The sequence below is a fragment of the Winogradskyella sp. genome (assembly GCF_045105575.1).
Taxonomy (GTDB): Bacteria; Bacteroidota; Bacteroidia; order Flavobacteriales; family Flavobacteriaceae; genus Winogradskyella.
Genome location: NZ_JBGCDQ010000048.1, coordinates 110,094 through 130,662, shown reverse-complemented (window position 1 = coordinate 130,662; position 20,569 = coordinate 110,094). Strand labels below are relative to the sequence as shown.

The following is a 20,569-nucleotide window of genomic DNA, read 5'->3' as shown; positions in this document are numbered from 1 at the left end:
AAACAAAGATACGCTTATTTTATATTTTGAAGACAGCTCAAATAGAAGTCTTGAGAGATTCTGTTTCTTAGTACAAGGTATTTTAATGGATATACTGGCAGTGTTATTATTAATAATAATGGATTAATCCGTTTACCTTCTTGATTAATAGTTTTATAAAATTTTGAATACATAAATGCGTCCACAACCACATAAATTGCAAAAAATATAAAAGCAATAATACTAAGACTTAAGGCAGCATCAGCGGTTTCAGGAAATTTATTGTTCTTGAAAATGAAGTGCAATACCAGTAGTAAAATACCAATACCATAGCTAATTAAGCTTGTTTTAGAATAATCTTTATAATCTTTATGTAGAACTCTGGCTTTAATTAATTTTTCGTCAATTTCTAAGCCTTCAGATCGTAAACCTTCTAATGGTATTTTACGTTCTAATAAACTATGAAGCGCAATTTCTTTTGGTTTTTTATCGATATCAAAGTCGTCTTGCTTCTTTATGATACTAATCAATTCCTCTATGGAATAGCGTTTATAATAGTTGAACGTCTTGGTGTCACTCTCCGAAAGTTGAAGTTTATTTTTTGAAGTAAATAATCGTTTTAAAGGAACGGTTAGCGCATCAAACTCAAATACGCCTTTATCATTTGTAGCTCTAGTGGTTAAATAAATACTTAATGGTAGCATTATAGCTGTGGAAAGCCAAGTCCCAATAACAGGACTGAAACTTCCTTTTTCAGCACTATTTTTTGCAAAAATACCAAAAAAGTGATAGGTTAAAAATAGAACAATGGCAATAACCATTGGTAATCCGAGCCCACCTTTACGTATTAAAGCACCTAGTGGTGCACCAACAAAAAAGAGAATAATACACGCAAAGGCTAAGACAATTTTATCATGTAAGGCTATAATATGTTTATTGAGTAGTGAAGCGTCTCTCTTAAATGTATTTTCATTAGAATTTATAATCTGTCTAGAACTATTAGCAGAATTTATAGCTAAATTTAAAATTTGTATTTTTTGGTTGTTATTAAAGATATCTAAAAGATTATCATACTTAGCAATGGAGTCAACAACTTTTGTTGTGTCTATATTAATACCTAAGGAAGCGTAAGTACTGCGATTAAATAATGTTTTTGATAAGGCTACATAATCGTCATTTTCTTGTTTTTTAAGGGTGTCAATTTGTCTTTTTAGTTGACTAACATTAAGCATGTTGTAACGGTCATCATAATTTTTTTCCTCTAAGTCTTCGGGATTTAGGGTTTCTAAATCGACATTAAAGGTGTAGTTATCAAAATAACTTCTCGCATGTGGTTTTGTTGTGTTTTTTCTGGCATCTTTACTTATAATTTCTTCGTAATAATTACCATTTATTAATTCTAATTGTAAAATATTAGAATCATCACTACTTTTTAATTCTCCTTTTTCTGAAATGATCACTACGTAATTGCCAGAACGACCTACTTTTTTATGAATCACCACACCTTCTAGAAACTGACCTTTATCACCAGATTTCTTTTTAACCTTAATATTAATGTTTCCAATTTCATTAAACTGACCTTCGGCAATGGCAAGTGCAGGCTTTACTTTGGCAATATTTCGACGTAGGTTATAAAAATTGAATTCTCCCCAAGGAATAACACTATTGGCAAAGAAGAAAGACGCAATACCAAGAGCCACAATAAATACGCTTAAACTCCGCATGGCGCGTTGTAGCGAGATGCCTGTGGATTTCATAGCAGCAAATTCGTAGTTTTCGGCAAAGTTACCAAAGACCATAATCGATGCTAATAATATTGTTAGCGGAACAACCAAAGGAATGAGCTTTGGCATGTAATATAAAATAAACTTAGCGGTCACAGTGACATCTAAATCTTTACCAGCAAGTTCTGCAATGTATAGCCAAACTCCTTGTAAAATAAAGATGAACATGAATATAATAAAGACGCTAAAAAACGTCTTTAAAAATGTGATAAGTATGTACCTATCTAATATTTTCACACAGTTAAGTTTTAGCCTTAATCAATTTTATTGATGAAGTAATCGCTGTATTTACTTTTGTCAAATGTAAATAAGGTTTTTGATATAGGTTGATCGGTTTTAAAAGAATTAACAGTTAAAGTGGTCTTTGTTCCGTTTTTACCAACTTCAATAAGATTGTAAATGTGTTTCGTTGTAGCATCAATGCCTAGTAGTACGTGTTTTATTTCAGAATTAGTATCCATAGGAATCAATTTTATATACTGAATTTTGCGTCCTTTTACGTTTTGTACAATATCCATTTTAAAGGTATAGCCATCTTCATAAAACGATAACATTTTACTTGGTGTAATGGTGCTTTCATCTTCGGTATTGTCTGAAGAAATGGTAACCTCTTCGTCTTCTGGACTAATAGTATGCAGTGTCTTACCATCAAAGATCCGTGTAATGCCTAAAATATTAAGTTTATATTTTTCACCTTCAATGACCACATCTCCGCGAGTTTCTTGACTTATATTTTCGCTTAAATTATTTAATTCATATTTAAAGTCTAAACTAATATTTTTGTATGCTTTTATTTTTGTGCTGACGTCCTTTAATAAGGCTTCCGCTTTCGCATCATTTTGAGCAAAAGATGAAAATCCTAATACCATACATAAAACAATAATTATATTTTTCATTTTCGTTTATTTAAATATTATAAAATTTTAGTTCGTTCCTTTAATATTAATTTATTTACTCTTTTTCGTTTTCTAACAACTGATCCAAAGAGGTTAAATCTGGCACTAAAACTTGTCGCGCTTTACTACCTTCAAAATTACCAACAATACCAGCCGCTTCAAGTTGGTCAATAATTCTGCCAGCTCTGTTATAACCTAGTTTTAATTTTCTTTGTAACAAAGATGCGGAGCCTTGTTGTGCTGTTACAATAAGTTCGGCTGCATCTCTAAATAATTTATCTCTATCAGATATGTCTACATCAAGATTTGTGCCACCTTCTTCACCAACATACTCAGGCAATAAGTGTGCATCTGGGTAGGCTTTTTGCGAGCCAATAAATTCTGTAATTTTTTCAACTTCGGGCGTGTCAACAAATGCACACTGAATTCTAATTAAATCATTCCCTTGGGTATATAACATATCTCCACGACCAATTAATTGATCAGCTCCAGAGCCATCTAAAATAGTACGCGAATCTATTTTACTCGTCACCCTAAATGCAATACGTGCAGGGAAATTGGCTTTAATAATACCTGTAATGACATTAACCGAAGGTCGCTGCGTTGCTACAATGAGGTGAATACCAATAGCACGTGCTAATTGAGCCAATCTTGCAATAGGTGTTTCCACTTCTTTACCAGCCGTCATAATTAAATCGGCAAATTCATCCACCACTAAAACAATATAAGGTAGAAAGGCATGTCCATCATTAGGATTTAATTTCCGAGCCTTAAACTTGGTGTTGTATTCTGCAATGTTTCTACAAAATGCATTTTTTAGCATTTCGTAGCGGTTATCCATTTCAATACAAAGTGAATTCAACGTATTAATAACTTTGGTATTGTCTGTAATAATGGCTTCTTCACTATCTGGTAATTTTGCCAAATAGTGACGTTCAATTTTATTGAAAAGTGTTAACTCCACCTTTTTAGGATCAACAAGTACAAATTTGACTTCAGCAGGATGTTTTTTATACAATAAAGAAGTTAAAACGGCATTTAAACCAACAGATTTACCTTGGCCTGTAGCACCAGCCATAAGCAAGTGTGGCATTTTGGCTAAATCAACTACAAAAGTTTCGTTACTAATAGTTTTTCCGAAGGCAATTGGTAAATGCATGTCGGATTTTTGAAATTTTTGTGAAGCGATAACAGAACGCATCGATACTATCGTTGAGTTTTTGTTAGGCACCTCAATACCAATAGTTCCTTTACCAGGAATTGGAGCAATAATTCTAATACCTAAAGCGGCTAATGATAATGCAATATCATCTTCTAAATTTTTAATTTTTGAAATTCGGATTCCTGCATCTGGTACAATTTCGTAAAGGGTAACGGTAGGACCAATTGTAGCTTTAATACTAGAAATTCCAATTTTGTAGTTATTAAGCGTCTCTACAATTTTATTTTTATTTTCTTCGAGTTCGTCTTGATCTATAGAAATCCCTTCATTATCATATTTTTTTAAGAGGTCTAAGGTTGGGAATTGATATTTACCGAGTTCTAAAGTCGGATCAAACTGCCCAAAATCTTCTACGAGTTTATCCGCTAAATTATCAGATTCAGATTTTTCTTCTTTAACCGTTTCTACTTCAACTTTTAACTCAGGTAAGTCAATAGTTTCCTCTTTTGGTTTTGCGGTAACTTCCATTTTTAGCTTTTCAGCTTCAGGTTTTACCTCTGTTTTCGCTTTTGGTTCAGAATGTTTTGTAATGGTAGGCGCTATGTTTTCGAGCGGAATTTCAAAAGCAGATTTAATGGCTTCGGCTTCTTCCGTAAGACTATTATCAAAGACTGGAGTCGGTTGAGCTGTGTTTTTATCGGATTCTAAATCTTCTGTAATAGAACTTTTGGCACGTTTAAAACTATTAACAATACTTTCTCCGGTAACTTTAAACCGAATCGCTAAATAGGCTATTAGTGCAAACACCAATAACAGAATTGTACCAACTTTACCAATATAATCCTGAAAGAATTGATTCATTTCAAAACCAATAGTTCCGCCTAAAAGATCATATTTGTGTGTAAAAAAGCCAAAAAGTATAGAAAGCCATATGACGATAAGGGTGCCCCAAATCCAATGTTTTCTAAGTTTTACTTTGTTTAAATTTAAGGTGATATAAATACCAGAAAGGAAAAGTAAGCCTGCAAAAATAAAGGATGGTAAACCAAAGCCTTTAGTAATGAAAAATTCACTCACCCAAGCACCGAGTTGGCTTGCCCAGTTTTTATATTCGTTTGATCGCTCTGGAAAACTATGAAGCACACTTTGGTCTTCCTTGCCTGTAAAGACAAAAGATAAAAATGAAATAAATAGAAGTAGACCAATAATGATAAGGAAACTGCCTAAAATCAGTTTGTGCTGACTGGTGAGCTGAAACGCAGGTTTTTTAATTTTCTCCTGCGCTTTAACTTTTGGCTTTGCCTTAGTTACGGGTTTCTTTTTTGTTGTTTTTTTTGCCATGTTATGCCGAATTCATTTTCGGTATCTCATTCCTATTTAAAGGAAATATCAATTTTATTTATACGATTTTGCTTTTTCAGCAATACCATTTACATAATTTGTAATAATGTTTAATTCTTCCGCTAATACTGCACCTTTAAAACCAGTTATGTCCGTGACTTTAATATGTGCGTTGTAAAAATCTAAATAATCACTTGCCAAGGGTAAATAGGACCAATGCCATTTTTCGAGATTATAACCTGTTCTACCATCATTTTTATTGATATAAACCTGATAAAAGCCATAATCATTTGCATTTGTATTTAGCCAGTTGTAAATAGTTTTGCCTTTACCGCTGCTAAAATACGAATTACTTAAACTATTTAGGTCTAAATCTGTTCCCCAATGATGACGAGATGAACTTGGCATAGCACTGTATTCTAAAATTTTTTGAGCACGATGCAAAGGTTCTAGTTCAGAATAGGTCTGCCATTTACGTTCCCAAATCGTTTTTTGTTCTTTAAAATTTCTGGTGCCTGATAAAATAATTAAATCGATACCATCATTTTGTGCGGCTTGATGCATTTGTAAAAAGGCATCATAAACGTGTTGATTAAGGTATATTGTTTTTGTAGAATGCTCAGGGCTCACTTTTACAAATGTACTATCTGTTTTGTAGTCAAATTTTCCTAGAACCAAAGTTTCTGATATGCTGGTAATCGGCTTTTGTTCAACCTTTACGATGTCTACTTCGCCTTTTGCTATCGTTTTTAGACTAACGGTTTTAGAGCTGTCTTTACAGTTCAATAACATCAAAACCAAGGAAAATAGAGCAATAAAGAGTTTCATTATAAGAGGTAACTGAAGGATTGATGTTGTCTTCAACAAAAATACAAATATGAAACGTTTATCCTAATGGTTTTGGTATGGAAACAAGGATAAAATTTAAAAGCTTAGAATTTACTTTTCGTTCTAAAAAATAGTTAGATTTTTATAGGGTCGCATATAATTCGTTCGTTAAGTCCGTCCTTATATAATTTAAAATTTAGGAATGTATATGAGACAAGCAATAATAACCGAGACCATGGCTGCGATAAAAACAGCGCCTGCTGCTACATCTTTAATTAAACCAATTTTTTTATGATATTCTGGATGAATAAAATCAGCAATATATTCTATAGCAGTATTCATGCCTTCCAAACTCATTACTAAGCCTATGATTACCCATTGAACCATCCATTCTATCCTAGAAATATCAAAATAGAAGCCAACAATAGTAATGACAATTGCTACAAACAATTGCACTTTTATGCTGGCTTCGGTTTTAATAAGTATCAGCATGCCTTTAAAAGCAAAGCCTAAACTTTTAATTCTGTTTTCTAAAAAAGATTCTTTTTTTTTCATGTATTCTGAATTCGTTTCAGAACGTTTGAATATAATCTCTTATTTCAGAGCATTTAATGCTGCATCATAATTTGGTTCATCAGCGATTTCTGTTACCTGTTCTGTGTGTAAAACGGTTCCGTCTGTATCAATAACTACAATGCATCTAGATAATAAGGTTTCAAATGCACCTGAAGTAAATGTTAGACCATAATCATCTCCAAATTGACCTGTTTTATAGTCCGAGAAACTCTCTACATTTTCAATACCTTCCGCACCACAAAAGCGCGCCATTGCGAATGGTAAATCTTTAGAAATGCACAATACGCTTGTATTTTCTAATTGACTTGCTTTTTCGTTAAAGGTTCTTATTGATGTTGCACAAGTGCCTGTATCTACACTTGGAAAAATATTTAATACTAATCTACGACCGTCAAAATCACTATTAGATTTATCAGCCAAATCAGTACCTGTGAGTTTAAAATTTGGTGCTTTATTACCAACTTCTGGTAAATTTCCTACTGTTGTTACTGGAGTACCTCCTAAAGTTACGTTTGCCATTTTTTTATGTTTTTAATAAGTGTTAAAAATAGAAAGATTTAAATGTATAAGTATTAAAGAAACTATAAATGATTGGATACCATTGTCGATAATAACGATCTTCTTAAAAATTGCTAGGTACTAATGTTACGTAAAGTTTTATAGAATTACCTTAATTCTGCGCCAAGCTTACTTTCAAAATTAGATTGCAGCTTAGACATTATTTTATCAATTTGCTTATCATTTAAAGTTTTGTTGTCATCTTGCAAAATGAAACTAACCGCATAACTCTTTTTGCCAGCTGGTAATTTCTTACCTTCGTAAACATCAAATAAATTCACGCTTTTAAGCAGTTGCTTTTCGGTTTGTTTGGCAATAGTGTCTATATCTTCAAAGGTGACGCTATGATCTAACAGTAAAGCAAAATCACGCCTCACTTCTGGGTATTTGGCGATGGCACTAAACTTAATTTTATTATGTTGTGCCATTTCTAAAACGTTATCCCAGTTAAAATCTGCAAATAAGACATTTTGAGAAATACCAAAGTGTTTCAGGATTGATTTTTTAACCAAACCAAAATCAACGATTTTTTTCTTTCCTATGGAAAAACTTAAGCCTTCACTTAAAACATCAGATGTATTAGGTTTAGATCTTAAGCGCGAAAGCCCTAAACGTTCCAAAACACCTTCAATGGTTCCTTTTAAGTAGAAAAAATCACTTGGACTAGAGATGGCATTCCAACGTTCTTCTGTTTTATTTCCTGTTACAAAAAGAGATAAATGTTTATGTTCTTCTCGTTCTTCGGCATATTGATGATAGGTTTTTCCGAATTCAAACAATTTTAAATCATCACGCTTTCTGTTGACGTTATGTGCTACAGCCTCTAAACCTGAAAACAATAAGGATTGACGCATCACTTCCAAATCGTTACTTAACGGATTAAGCATTTTTATATTATGACTTTCATTTAAGTCATCACTAAATGTAATATATTTTGGTGAGGTTAATGAATTCGCCATAATCTCAAAGAACCCTTGTGAAGCCAATTGATTGCCAATGATATTCTGAAGTTTGTAATCTTCAAAACGCGACGAATTAGAAATTGAAGCATTCAATTTCGTAGTGGTTGCAATATTATTATAACCGTAAACTCTAAGGATTTCTTCGATAATATCAGCTTCACGCTGTACATCGTTTCTATAAGCTGGCACTGTTAAACCTAAACCAGCTTCCGTAACGTTATTCACTTTAATCTCTAAAGACGATAAAATGCTTTTTATGGTTTCTTTTGGAATTTCTTCACCTATTAACTTTTTGGCGTTATCAAAACTTAGCCTGACTTCAAAATCCTTTATTTTTTTTGGATAAGCATCAACAATATCACTTGTAATTTCACCGCCTGCAATATCCATAATAAGTAAAGCCGCACGTTTTAGCGCGTATTCGGTAAGGTTAGGATCAATACCTCTTTCAAATCTAAAGGAAGCATCGGTATTTAAACCATGACGCTTTGCTGTTTTTCGCACAGTCACAGGATTAAAATAAGCACTTTCTAAGAAGATACGCGTTGTGCTATCTGTAACACCAGAATCAATACCACCAAAAATACCAGCAATACACATTGGTTTTTCGGCATCGCAAATCATTAAATCGTCTTCATGTAATTCGCGCACAACACCATCTAAAGTGGTGAATTTTGTGCCAGTTTTGCAGGTTTTTACTTCTATTTTTCGGTCTGCAATTTTATCAGCATCAAAGGCATGTAAGGGTTGTCCCAATTCATGTAAGACATAATTTGTAGCATCGACAACAGTGTTAATTGGAGATAAACCGATAGATTTTAAACGGTTTTGCAACCAAGTCGGAGAACTTTCAACCTTTAAGCCAGAAATCGTTACACCGCAATAACGCGGTGCTTTTTCGATATCTTTGACATCAACATCTATTTTAAGTGCTCTGGCATCCACATGATACGAACTTACCGAAGGAGTGATAAGCTCTAATGAAATTTCTTTTTGCAACAAACCTGCTTTAAGGTCTCGTGCTACACCATAATGGCTCATAGCATCTGCTCTGTTTGGTGTTAAGCCAATTTCAAAAACCTGATCATTTTCAACTTTAAATAATTCTGAAGCAAGTGCACCTATTTTCACTTTAGGATCTAACACCATAATACCGTCGTGCGATTCGCCGAGACCCAGTTCGTCTTCTGCGCAAATCATACCATGACTTTCCTCACCACGAATTTTCCCTTTCTTAATTTTCCAAGCTTCGCCTTCAGCAGTATATAAGGTAGTGCCAATAGTTGCTACAGGTACTTTTTGCCCAGCAGCCACATTAGGAGCACCACAAACAATTTGTAATGGAGCGTCTTCACCGATATTTACGGTGGTTATTTTTAAACGGTCCGCATTAGGATGTTGTATGCAAGTTAAAACCTCACCAATAACAATACCCTTTAGTCCACCTTTAACGGATTGGTAAGTGTCAATACCTTCTATTTCTAAACCAAGATCAGTTAATAATTCGCCAGTTTTCTCAGCGTCCCAATCTATTTTTATAAACTGCTTAAGCCAGTTGTATGATATCTTCATAGTCTCTTTTAATGAAGCCACAAAGATAATAATACTTCATTCGGAATAAAGTGTGAAGCCATAAAATTTAAAATAGATTTTTAGCCTGTAATTTTTGAGATTTTAGACGACCAAAACGTTCTATTGATTTGTTTTTGGCTTTTAATGGCGAAAAATGACTTCAATTGCCGAATTTTGAAAAATAAAAGTCTAATGATGATGAGATACTTACTTAGTTGTTTAATTCCTTTAATCCTTCTCAATTGTAAAGGTGAAACTGAAGTGCAACAACTTAAAACAGGAACTTATAGAGCTGTTTTAGAGGTGCAAGACGATAAAGAACTACCATTTGTTTTTGAAGTGTTATCTCCAACAAGCTTGAAAATTTATAACGCAGAAGAAGAGATTGAAGTCGATGAGGTAGTGTACCGAAATGATTCTATTTTTATTGCAACACCTGTTTTTGAAGGCTACATCGCTGCAACTTTTGAAGGCGATAATTTAAAAGGTAGTTTCATTAAAGAAAGTTTAGATCACATCGTGCCATTTTCTGCTGAGTTTGAAAATGATAAACGCTTTGAAACGCAATCGAAACCAACACAAGATGTTTCAGGTATTTGGGAAACTGTTTTTAGTAAGGATGTTGAAGGTGATGCCTATATCGCTAAGGGTGTTTTTAAGCAAATAGGAGAGAAGGTTACAGGAACGTTTAGAACTACAACTGGTGATTACCGCTATCTGGAAGGCGTTATGGATGGCAACGAAATGAAACTCTCTACGTTTGATGGAGCACATGCCTTTCTATTCACAGCGAAAGTCACAGATTCTACTATGGAAGGACAATTCTATTCAGGAAACCATTGGAAAGAGCCTTTTGCCGCCAAAAGAAATGCTAATTATGAGTTGCCAAGTGCTGATGATCTTACGTTTTTAAAAGAAGGTTACGACAGTTTGGAATTTACGTTTCCAGACGAAAACGGAAATATGATCTCCTTAAGTGATGACCGTTTTAAGAATAAAGTTGTAATTGTTCAGATTATGGGAACTTGGTGTCCTAATTGTTTGGATGAAAGTAAATACTATACCAAATTTTACGACACCTATAAAGATGAAGATTTTGAAATTGTAGCCTTGGCTTTTGAGTATGCAAAAACTGAACAAAAAGCATTTAAGAGTATTGCTAGGCTTCGCGAAAAACTAGATATTTCTTATCCTGTATTATTGGCGCAATATGGTGATTCGGACAAGGTGAAAGCGCAAGAAAAATTACCAATGTTAAATCATGTTTTATCGTACCCAACATCCATTTTTATAGATAAGACAGGGAAGGTAAGAAAGATTCACACAGGTTTTAATGGACCTGCTACGGGTGAAAAGTATGCTGAGTTTGTTAGCGAATTTGAAATGTTTGTAGAGTTGTTGTTGAATGAGTGAGATTTGTTTACGCACTTAGTTTTAAATGTAATTAAAACAATTAGTAACGACGACTTTTATACTTAGAAAGTATACTACTTTGATCTTAGCATTAGCATAAAGTTTTCTTTGTCAGATGTTCAAAACTCAAGTTTTAGATCTGTGATTTACGAGAGTTACATCTCTTAAAAAATAGAGTACCCAAATATTAACGACATAGTCTTATACTCTGATCTCCATGCAATATAATCCGCTAGTAAATCTCTATTGGTATGGTATCTAAATTCAATGCTATATTTATTGTTGTAATTATAACCTAATCCTATAGCGACATTAAGTCTTGAACTTACATCTAAAGTTCTTACGTTTGAATCTAAATCAAAATCATAAATGAACGCCCCATTTACGAAGAACTTAGAACTTTTGTTTAAAAAGAGATAGTGTCTTATCCCAATAGGTAACTCAATAGATTGGTAATCTACAGCAGTATTAATTTGATTTGGGATTACCTTATCTGCTTTATAGTATTGGTAGGTAGGTTCAATGATTACGGCCCACTTATTTCTGTTAAACGGCATTACAAATTCTAACTCTAAGCCAAGTCTGAAATTTAATTTATTATCATAATCCGTATTTCTAAAGTTAGAGAAGTCATTTGCTATAGACAGTGATGCATTAGAAATTCCTGGCCTAATGTTGAGATTAAATAAATCAGATTTTGATTTCTCCTCAAAATTTTCAATTTCTCCGTTTGTACAGCTATTGTATTTGGTGAAGAAACGCAGCAGTTCTTTTTTGTTGTAATTCAGGTTTTTTAAATCACTTTCTACGATTGAATTACATTTTAAATCACTGTTCAATTGATTTCTAAATGTGTTGTTTGTGTTTATTTTGTTTTGTTGTATTTTATATTTTTTAAAAATGAGTTGCTCAATTTTAGTATTATCACTTTTTTGATAAAAATAGCGCGTCACACTTTTGTCTTCATAGGCATATAAATGCGCATTACCCTCAATTAAAACCTTTAAAAAAATCTGTTCTTCATTAAATAGCGGTTTTCTTTCTGTGCTTAAGTTATTCTTTTTATTACTAGACCTGTCTATATTGACAGTTGCTCTAACGTATTTTGAAATAGCGTTTATTCCAAATTCCTTAACTGAGGAGATTGTTAAGGTTTTCTTTTCGGAGGCTTCAGTAAGCTTATAATCAAATTCTGTTGGGTTGTTTTTCCAATCTATATTTTTTATGAAGCAGTTAACTTTTTCGTCAGCGTTGTTGATGTAGTAACCTGCGTCGTAAGTGATTTGTGAATTACTGTTTGTTAAATAAAAAACACTAATAATAGCAAACAGGATGTTGAGTTTTTTCATTCTTTGATTTTTTTAAGGCTATTTTTTTTCTGTTTAGTTGAGTTTAATGTCAGTCTTATCTCGTTTTCCATAAAATCCAACCAAAATTTTTCCAAAAATAAAGTAAAGTACAAGGACCGCAACAGCACCAATAAGAAATCCGTTCTCTAAAAGCGCTTCATAGCCATAATTGTAACAAAATAGAATAATGCACAACACAAATTGAATCACAGCATAAGTAATATTTCCTTTTGGGCTATAACCAAACAGACCCAGAAAATGGGTTTTGGTAAGTCCGAAAATTAAATGTGGCATGGCATTGGCTAACAAGCCACCAATTATAAAGTCGATTAGCGTCATTTGTTTAAATAGGTTTTATTAAGACTGCATGTTTTTTTGTAAATTCAGAACGAAACGCTTTTGGGAGTATTGGTTAGTTATTTATTGTTTAAACTCAATACCTATTTGCGTTAATTTTTCATCTTTAAAACCAATAATAATAGCCTCTTTTTCTTCTTTCGGATTAGACATACATAGTTCAGGCATCAAACATGTTATTTTTACAACTTTGATTTCTGATAATTGAGAACTTTTGGAGTCTACATCGAACGATACTTCGCCTATCTTCATTTTTCCTGTAAACGTTGTTTCAGGAAAATTTTTATCTCCATCCCAATTATAGTTAGCTCCAATAAATAGAAGATTTTCATTTACAAAATGAACTGAAAGTCCAAGTTTAGGATAGTGGTAATTTATTTTTCCGGTCACATATGTTTTATAAATAATGGGTTCTCCTAGAATAGAAGTAATAGTTTCTAAATTGGTGTCTTTCGTCAGTATTTGACCGTTGAGTAAAACGTCTTTATCGTTAGAGTAATTAATTTCGATATCATTTTGGGCAAAACTAGAGTTGAAAAATGATATTATGACTAGTGTAAGGATAATGTGCTTCATAATTAGTTGGTGAAAATTAAAATTAGATAATGTAAAAACCGTGTCTTTGATGACTTAATTTAATAATAAAGTGCTCAATATATTTGTTTAATTCGTAATACCACACTCTAAGTTATAAAAATCCAGAATGTCCCAAACTTTCTTTATAGTTTTTGTTGTTATTTGGGTAGCGAGTTCTGGACAATCTTTAAAGTAATTGGCTAAAGCTTTTCGATTGAGTCCAAATAGACCTTGGTCTGCTCTAATAAAAAATGAGTCCTTAGTTTTTTTTAATAATGCCATGCCATTAATGCCTGCTTCACCTTGATCCCACCATTCTAGTTCATAGTAGCTTAAATTTCCTTTATGCATCACTCTTAAAAATTCATGGCTGCCTTTTTGAGTATCAATTCTGTAAATAGGATTAAAAAGCACAATTCTTTCTGAACGATTGCTTAACCAAAACGCTTCAAACGCTTTATGACCAGATTTAAAGGCTAATACGTTGTGCTGCCTATATTTTTTTCGTTTTCCTTCACTATTTGTAAATCGAATTTTTTTGTAAAATTTAGGGTTCGTGCCACGTTCATCCAAATAGTCAACGGTTCCGTAAAGTGTGTCGCCTGCCGTGAGAACGATATAGTCGGTGTTCGGTTTTGATTGGCCGAGGGAAAATAAAGGTAAGATTAATATGGCATAGAGGCAGTAGTGTGTTAGTGTTTTAGGCATAAGTTTATTTTAGTTAGTAAAGGGAATAACATTCTTTTATTAAGGATTACAGAAATCGCAATACATTGGGTCTTCAACTTTTTTATCATTAGGATATAATTCTTCCTTAGTGAATTTACATTTTTTACAGGTCTTAATCAGACTCAAAGTCGATTGTGTAGGCATACCGCAAAGGTCGCATGGCAATCCTTTTTTTAAATCAGTGACACCAAAACCAGGTGTTTCGCACTCTGGACAAGTCGATTTAATTTTAGCAATTAATTTTTTAGTAGCAGCCTCTATCACAAGCATTCGAGATGGATTGTGCATGGCGCGCATATCCGTTTCTACAAATACAGAGCCATATTGATCTTGTAAATTTTGAAATACGCTTTTTAAAGTATCAAAATTCATAATGCCTTTAGCCATATCGGTAATATCGTCTTTCGATTTTTTTAAAATAAGCGCATGTGTTGGAAATTTAGCTAATTCGGCAAAATCAAGTAGTTCTTTTTCGGTTTTAATTGGTTTGCCGTTAAAGTTGGTGTCTGTGCTGAGTTCCCTAGCAATGATTTCTAAATCATTTTTTTTATCAATAAACATTAGAAATTCATCGTCGGCACTTGCAAATGCCATAGACGGATGAGATCCAAAAGAGCCTTCGCTGGCAATGCCTAAATCACACTTATTAAGTTCCATGGCTTTTAAACATTTTAATCTGGCTGTGGCAATTGGATCTTGTTGGCGTTCTACTTCGCCAGAAAATGTACCTAATATATCTGTGTCAAATGTTTCGTCTACAAAACAGTTAGCACCAAGTGCTTCCTCTAAAAGTGGTGCAATAACTGTTTCTTTTTTATGCTTTGTAGCGATGATTAAACGTCTTCCTTCAAACAATTTCATAGATTTAACTGATATAATTCCAAATATTACGATACTTACTCATTTGTCTATACGTATTCAGGATCACTTTGTGTTCAGGAGCTGCCAAGCTTGGATCAGCTTTCAAAATAGCTTTAGCTCGGTGACGCGCTTCTTGTAAAATATCTTTATCCTTTACAATATCTGCAATACGTAGGTTTAAAATACCACTTTGTTGAGTGCCCATAATGTCGCCAGGTCCACGTAGTTTTAAATCCACTTCGGCAATTTCGAAGCCATCACTACTACGCACCATGGTTTCTAGACGTGTTCGGCTATTTTCACTAAGCTTATGGCTAGTCATTAAAATACAATAACTTTGTTCTGCACCACGACCAACACGCCCGCGTAATTGATGTAATTGCGATAAGCCAAAACGTTCTGCGCTCTCAATAATCATTACCGAAGCATTTGGAACATTTACACCAACTTCAATAACCGTTGTGGCCACCATAATTTGCGTTTCGCCTTTCACAAAGCGTTGCATTTCAAATTCCTTATCAGTAGGTTTCATTTGGCCATGAACAATAGAAATTTGATATTCTGGCATAGGAAATTCACGAGAGACACTTTCATAACCGTCCATTAAATCTTTATAATCCATTTTTTCACTTTCCTGAATTAAAGGATATACGATATAAACTTGTCGACCTAAAGCGATTTCATCTTTCATAAATTTGAAAACTTTCAGTCGGTTGCTATCATAGCGATGAACTGTTTTTATAGGTTTTCTACCAGCTGGTAATTCATCAATTACAGAGATATCCAAGTCTCCATAAACGGACATGGCTAAGGTTCTGGGAATTGGAGTAGCGGTCATTACAAGAATATGTGGAGGAATAAAAGCCCCACCAACCTCCCCAGAGGGGAGGCTTTTTAATTTCGTTTCTATTTGGCTGAGTACATTATCGATATTACCAATGACTTGTTCATTAGTAAAACGAATTACTTTAAAACCAAGATCTCTTAAAATGAGTGTTCTCACTTCATCGATTTCTGTTTGCTGCATGCTGTTATGATAACCACCATCGACCTCAATGACTAAGTTTTTTTCAAGATTTACAAAATCGACAATAAATTCATCTATGATGTGTTGTCGTCTAAACTTATAATTAAGCTTTTTTGCTCTTAAGCATTCCCATAAAATACGCTCCGCTTCGGTGCTATTTTTTTTATTTTCTTGTTGAAATGCTTTCATTAGTTGATAGCTAGAAGGGCGAGCAGTTCTGTATCGGTCAAGTACGGTTTTTGCTTCTTCCCCCTGGGAAGATTGAGATGGGCTTTGTGGTGCGCTTTTATGCCATAATTTACTCCGTTGCGCCACTCCAAAACGGTGCTGTTCGTCAATAATTGCGAGTCCTAAATTCTTAAATTTCACCTTATCTTCAAGGAGTGCATGTGTGCCAATTAAGAGTTGTAAATTGCCGTTTTCGAGATTTTCATGAATTATTTTTCGTTCTGAAGTTTTAGTTGATCCAATTAGTAATGATACGCTGATATCTAGTGGTTTGCATAAATCACTTAATCCATGGTAGTGTTGTGTTGACAGAATGGCAGTCGGAGCCATTAAGCAACATTGAAAACCATTGTCAAGTCCCATTAATATTGACATAAAGGCGACTATGGTCTTCCCAGAACCAACATCTCCTTGTAAAAGCCGATTCATCTGTGCGTTGCTTCCTAAATCTTGCCGGATTTCTTTTAAAACGCGTTTCTGTGCATTGGTTAATTCGAAGGGTAAATGGTCTTTATAAAAACTATTGAAATAGTCTCCTACTTTATCGAAAGTGAAACCTTTTATTTTAGATTTATGGATGAGGTTTTTAATAATTAATTGTAGTTGAATGTAAAATAATTCTTCAAATTTAAGTCGGAATTGTGCCTTTGCCAATAGCTCAGGAGTCTTCGGAAAATGGATATTAAAAAGCGCATCGGGTTTTGAAATTAATTTCAATTCCCTCATAATTGAATCTGGCAAGGTTTCAACAAATCGACCATTAGTTTCCAAAAATAATTGCTGCATTGCATTGGTCACTACTTTATTGGTGACACCTCTATTTGATAGTTTTTCGGTAGAAGGATAGATGGCTTGCATCGCTGAGCGCAGATTGCTCTCGTGGTTAGATTGGGCTTCAATTTCTGGGTGTGGCATACTGAATTTGCCATTAAACCAATTCGCCTTTCCGAAAATAATATAAGTCTGACCCACTTTAAGGTTTTCGCGCATCCATTTCTGTCCACGAAACCAAACCAACTCCATAATTCCGGTATCATCCCTAAAATCAGCAACCAGACGTTTGCCACGTTTTTGAGCGATTTCTCTAAAACCTGTTATTTTTCCAATAATTTGAACGTCAGCATTATTGCGCTGTAACTCATTGATTTTGTAGTATTTGGTACGATCAATATAACGATTCGGAAAAAGATTTAAAAGGTCTTGATAGGTCTTAATACCCAACTCTGAGCGCAATAAATCTGCTCTGTTAGGACCTACACCTTTTAGGTAATCGACAGGAGTTTGTAAATTCACACTCATAGATGCGAATTTAATTAATTCCTACGATTTATATGGAACTAGTTTTAGTAACATAGAAATCATAAACAATGTGAAAAAGCTATTTTATAGAATTTAGTTGTTGTAATTTGTATTTTCATTTATTTTGGTCTCATTCTTGTTTTAAACTATTTATGAAGAATTTTTTTGTCATTATTTGTCTTTTTTTAACGCATGTTTGTTTTGCTCAGCAGATGGATTATGTGGATTTCAAAAAGGTGGAATCTCTAGTTGTATTTAACCAGTTTACTGTAGATAGTACCTTATTTAATTCTTATGATATTAAATTTGATATTCTTAAACCCACAGATTCTATTTATTTAGATGCGCTGAATATGGAGTTTAAGCATGTTGCCCTTAATGGAAAAGCGGTTAAATTTAAAAATGATGGTAAAAAGTTAATCGTGTATAGTGATTTTATTGGTAACCAAAACTACCAGCTTAGTTTTATGTTTTTTACATCTCCTAAAAAAGCCATGTATTTTGTAGGTTGGGAAAATGAAGGTCGAAATCAAATTTGGACTCAAGGTCAGGGGAAATACACCAGTAATTGGTTGCCAAGTATTGACGATGTCAATGATAAAATTGAATTTGACTTAAAATTTGTAGCACCAAAAGGCTATCGGGTTTTAGCAAATGGTAAGCTCATATCTAAGTCAGACTTTTCAGGAAATAATTTGTGGGAATATGATATGGATAAGCCAATGGCCAGTTATTTGGTTGCTGTTGTGGTAGGTGAGTATGATGGTCGATCCGAAATTTCTAAAAGTGGAATTCCACTAGAATATTACTATTATCCTGAAGATTCTTTAAAATTTGAACCTACTTATCGCTATAGCAAGCGCATGTTCGATTTTTTAGAAGAAGAAATCGGTTTTGCGTATCCATGGCAAAATTACAAACAAGTACCTGTGCACGATTTTCTGTATGCAGGTATGGAAAACACAAGTCTTACTATTTTTTCAGATGCTTTTGTGGTCGATTCTATTGGATTTAATGATAAAAATTATGTCAATGTTAATGCGCACGAGTTAGCACATCAATGGTTTGGTAATTTAGTCACAGCAACGTCTGGTGAGAATCATTGGCTTCAAGAAGGCTTTGCAACTTATTATGCTTTATTGGCAGAACGCGATATTTTTGGTGACGATTATTACCATTTTAAGCTTTTGGAATCTGTTTTAGATTTAAGTCAACAAGATTTGTCTGGTAATGGAACCTCACTATTAAATCCTAAATCGAGTAGTCTTACCTTTTATCAACATGGAGCTTGGGTGCTACATGCCTTAAGAACTAAGGTTGGAGATGTGGTTTTTAAACAAGCGGTTAAAAATTATTTAGAAAAGCACCAATTTGCCAATGTACAAACTACTGATTTTATAAAGGAAGTAGAGCGTTTGCATGGCAGATCGTTAAATGCTTTTGTTAATCTGTGGATTAAGAAAAACGGGTTTCCGTTTGAACAAGCTTTTGAGTTGTTGAAGAAGCAATCTACCTTTATAAATGAATATGCGATGGTAGATTGTGAAACCAAATCGTCTAAATGTGCAGAGTATTTAAAATATTACGTTTCAGATGAAGCCAAAGTAAAAATTATTTCACAAGTGCCAGAGTTGGTGACTAAAGATACATTTAAGCATGGTCTCAAAGTAAGGCAAGCCATTGCGCAACACCTAACTAAAATTCCTGAGGCTTTAAAAGCAGATTATGAATCCTTGCTAGAAGATAAATCTTATATCACGATAGAAAAGGCTTTGTATAATTTGTGGGTTAATTTTCCTATTGATCGTGCTACGTATTTGTCAAAAACAAGAGATGTCTATGGTTTTAGCGATAAAAATGTACGTGTCCTTTGGATTGCCTTAAATTTAAGTACGCCTTATTATGAAACCGACAAGCAAAAATTATTTAACGAGTTGGTGAGTTACACAGGTGAAGCGCATAATGCCGATTTGCGGATGAATGCTTTTCAATATTTAAATTTAATGAAATCTTGTAATGACGAATGTCAATCTAATTTAGAGAATGCAAAGTCGCATCATAACTGGAGATTGGTTAAGTTTGCCAAAGAATTATCTGAAAAAATGGCTGCAACAAAACAAAATAAAGATTAATGCGCGCTTTAGTAATATCTGGAGGTGGAAGTAAAGGCGCTTTTGCAGGTGGAGTAGCACAATATCTTATGGAGCGCGAAAAACGCACCTACGATATGTTTTTAGGAACGTCTACAGGAAGTCTCATTGTGCCACATTTGGCTGTAAACGATATTTCTAAATTGTACGATATCTTTACCAATGTGCAACAGCAAGATATATTTAGCATTAGTCCCTTTGTACAGCGTAAAAAAGGCGATCGTGAATATGTTTCTATCGATTTTGTAAACTCATTATGGCAGTTTATGAAGCGCAAGCGTACATTTGGTGAGAGTAAGGCTTTAAAACGTAAAATCCGACGCGATTTTACCCAAGAGGAATACCACAAAATTAAAAAGGAAAAACAGGATGTTGTGGTGACGGTCTCTAACCTTTCTATGAATAGAGTAGAGTATAAGTCCATAAATGATTACAGTTATGAAGAATTTTGTAATTGGATTTGGATATCGTGTAACTACATTCCCTTTATGTCTTTAGCAACGGTAGACGGTTATGAATATGCAGATGGCGGTTTTGGTTGCGTCATTCCTATTAGAGAAGCCATCTTAAGAGGAGCTACCGAAATTGATGCTGTGGTCTTAGAAGCTGAAACTTTAGGAAAGCAAAAAGTTTTGGGTAAAAATCCATTTTCATTAATGATTAGTTTATTTGGTCATTTAATGGATCAAGTAGAGCATAACGATATTGCGATTGGCAAACTCGCAGCGAAGAATAAAAATGTAAAATTGAACCTATACTACACGCCAACTAGTCTTACAGAAAACTCTCTAATTTTTAGTAAGCGTTTAATGGAGCAATGGTGGAAGGAAGGCTCTGAGTATGCTGAAATGAAGCATGCTAAGTAGCATTTTTTTGTAAAAGATATCGTCAATTTGAAAACTTTTTGAATATTAAATTTCAT

General features: G+C 33.8%; 16 protein-coding genes. 3 read left to right on the top strand and 13 right to left on the bottom strand.

Features of this window, described 5'->3' with window-relative positions; genetic code table 11:
* Positions 1 to 14: 14 nt before the first annotated feature.
* From AB8B52_RS12105 to pheT, 7 genes are all read right to left on the bottom strand, one after another.
* A complete protein-coding gene (locus tag AB8B52_RS12105; RefSeq protein WP_406028463.1) occupies positions 15 to 2,000 on the bottom strand; it encodes an LptF/LptG family permease in 1,986 nt (661 codons plus the stop codon).
* Positions 2,001 to 2,017: 17 nt separating this feature from the next.
* Positions 2,018 to 2,659: a LolA family protein gene (locus tag AB8B52_RS12100; protein WP_406028461.1), complete on the bottom strand. Its 642-nt coding sequence runs from the start codon at positions 2,657 to 2,659 to the stop codon at positions 2,018 to 2,020.
* Positions 2,660 to 2,714: 55 nt separating this feature from the next.
* A complete protein-coding gene (locus AB8B52_RS12095; protein WP_406028459.1) occupies positions 2,715 to 5,162 on the bottom strand; it encodes a DNA translocase FtsK 4TM domain-containing protein in 2,448 nt (815 codons plus the stop codon).
* Between the two features lie 54 nt (positions 5,163 to 5,216).
* Positions 5,217 to 5,990: a M15 family metallopeptidase gene (locus AB8B52_RS12090; RefSeq protein ID WP_406028457.1), complete on the bottom strand. Its 774-nt coding sequence runs from the start codon at positions 5,988 to 5,990 to the stop codon at positions 5,217 to 5,219.
* A 189-nt stretch (positions 5,991 to 6,179) separates the two neighbouring features.
* Positions 6,180 to 6,545: a diacylglycerol kinase gene (locus AB8B52_RS12085; protein WP_406028455.1), complete on the bottom strand. Its 366-nt coding sequence runs from the start codon at positions 6,543 to 6,545 to the stop codon at positions 6,180 to 6,182.
* A gap of 39 nt (positions 6,546 to 6,584) precedes the next feature.
* A complete protein-coding gene (tpx, locus tag AB8B52_RS12080; protein ID WP_406028453.1) occupies positions 6,585 to 7,085 on the bottom strand; it encodes a thiol peroxidase in 501 nt (166 codons plus the stop codon).
* Positions 7,086 to 7,231: 146 nt separating this feature from the next.
* A complete protein-coding gene (pheT, locus tag AB8B52_RS12075) occupies positions 7,232 to 9,658 on the bottom strand; it encodes a phenylalanine--tRNA ligase subunit beta (protein ID WP_406028451.1) in 2,427 nt (808 codons plus the stop codon).
* 198 nt (positions 9,659 to 9,856) lie between these two features.
* Here pheT and AB8B52_RS12070 point away from each other — a divergent pair, with 198 nt between their 5' ends.
* On the top strand, positions 9,857 to 11,071 hold the full coding sequence (locus AB8B52_RS12070) for a peroxiredoxin family protein (RefSeq protein WP_406028491.1): 1,215 nt from the start codon (positions 9,857 to 9,859) through the stop codon (positions 11,069 to 11,071).
* Positions 11,072 to 11,235: 164 nt separating this feature from the next.
* Here the strand turns inward: AB8B52_RS12070 and AB8B52_RS12065 are convergent, their stop codons facing one another.
* From AB8B52_RS12065 to AB8B52_RS12040, 6 genes are all read right to left on the bottom strand, one after another.
* Positions 11,236 to 12,420 (bottom strand): tRNA modification GTPase, encoded by a 1,185-nt coding sequence (locus AB8B52_RS12065; RefSeq protein ID WP_406028449.1) that lies wholly within the window; start codon positions 12,418 to 12,420, stop codon positions 11,236 to 11,238.
* 33 nt (positions 12,421 to 12,453) lie between these two features.
* A complete protein-coding gene (locus tag AB8B52_RS12060; RefSeq protein ID WP_406028447.1) occupies positions 12,454 to 12,759 on the bottom strand; it encodes a hypothetical protein in 306 nt (101 codons plus the stop codon).
* Between the two features lie 81 nt (positions 12,760 to 12,840).
* Positions 12,841 to 13,353: a hypothetical protein gene (locus tag AB8B52_RS12055; protein ID WP_406028445.1), complete on the bottom strand. Its 513-nt coding sequence runs from the start codon at positions 13,351 to 13,353 to the stop codon at positions 12,841 to 12,843.
* An 87-nt stretch (positions 13,354 to 13,440) separates the two neighbouring features.
* Positions 13,441 to 14,061, bottom strand: coding sequence for a hypothetical protein (locus AB8B52_RS12050; protein ID WP_406028443.1), 621 nt, complete (start codon positions 14,059 to 14,061; stop codon positions 13,441 to 13,443).
* 39 nt (positions 14,062 to 14,100) lie between these two features.
* A complete protein-coding gene (locus AB8B52_RS12045) occupies positions 14,101 to 14,937 on the bottom strand; it encodes a DUF6671 family protein (protein ID WP_406028489.1) in 837 nt (278 codons plus the stop codon).
* A 10-nt stretch (positions 14,938 to 14,947) separates the two neighbouring features.
* Complete coding sequence (locus tag AB8B52_RS12040; protein WP_406028441.1) at positions 14,948 to 17,497, bottom strand: DUF559 domain-containing protein; 2,550 nt, start codon at positions 17,495 to 17,497, stop codon at positions 14,948 to 14,950.
* 152 nt (positions 17,498 to 17,649) lie between these two features.
* Between AB8B52_RS12040 and AB8B52_RS12035 the strand changes: the two genes are divergently transcribed.
* Both AB8B52_RS12035 and AB8B52_RS12030 read left to right on the top strand, forming a co-directional pair.
* Complete coding sequence (locus AB8B52_RS12035) at positions 17,650 to 19,629, top strand: M1 family metallopeptidase (RefSeq protein WP_406028439.1); 1,980 nt, start codon at positions 17,650 to 17,652, stop codon at positions 19,627 to 19,629.
* Positions 19,629 to 20,513: a patatin family protein gene (locus AB8B52_RS12030; protein ID WP_406028437.1), complete on the top strand. Its 885-nt coding sequence runs from the start codon at positions 19,629 to 19,631 to the stop codon at positions 20,511 to 20,513. The genes AB8B52_RS12035 and AB8B52_RS12030 overlap by 1 nt, the downstream gene beginning before the upstream one ends.
* The last annotated feature ends 56 nt before the right edge of the window (positions 20,514 to 20,569 follow it).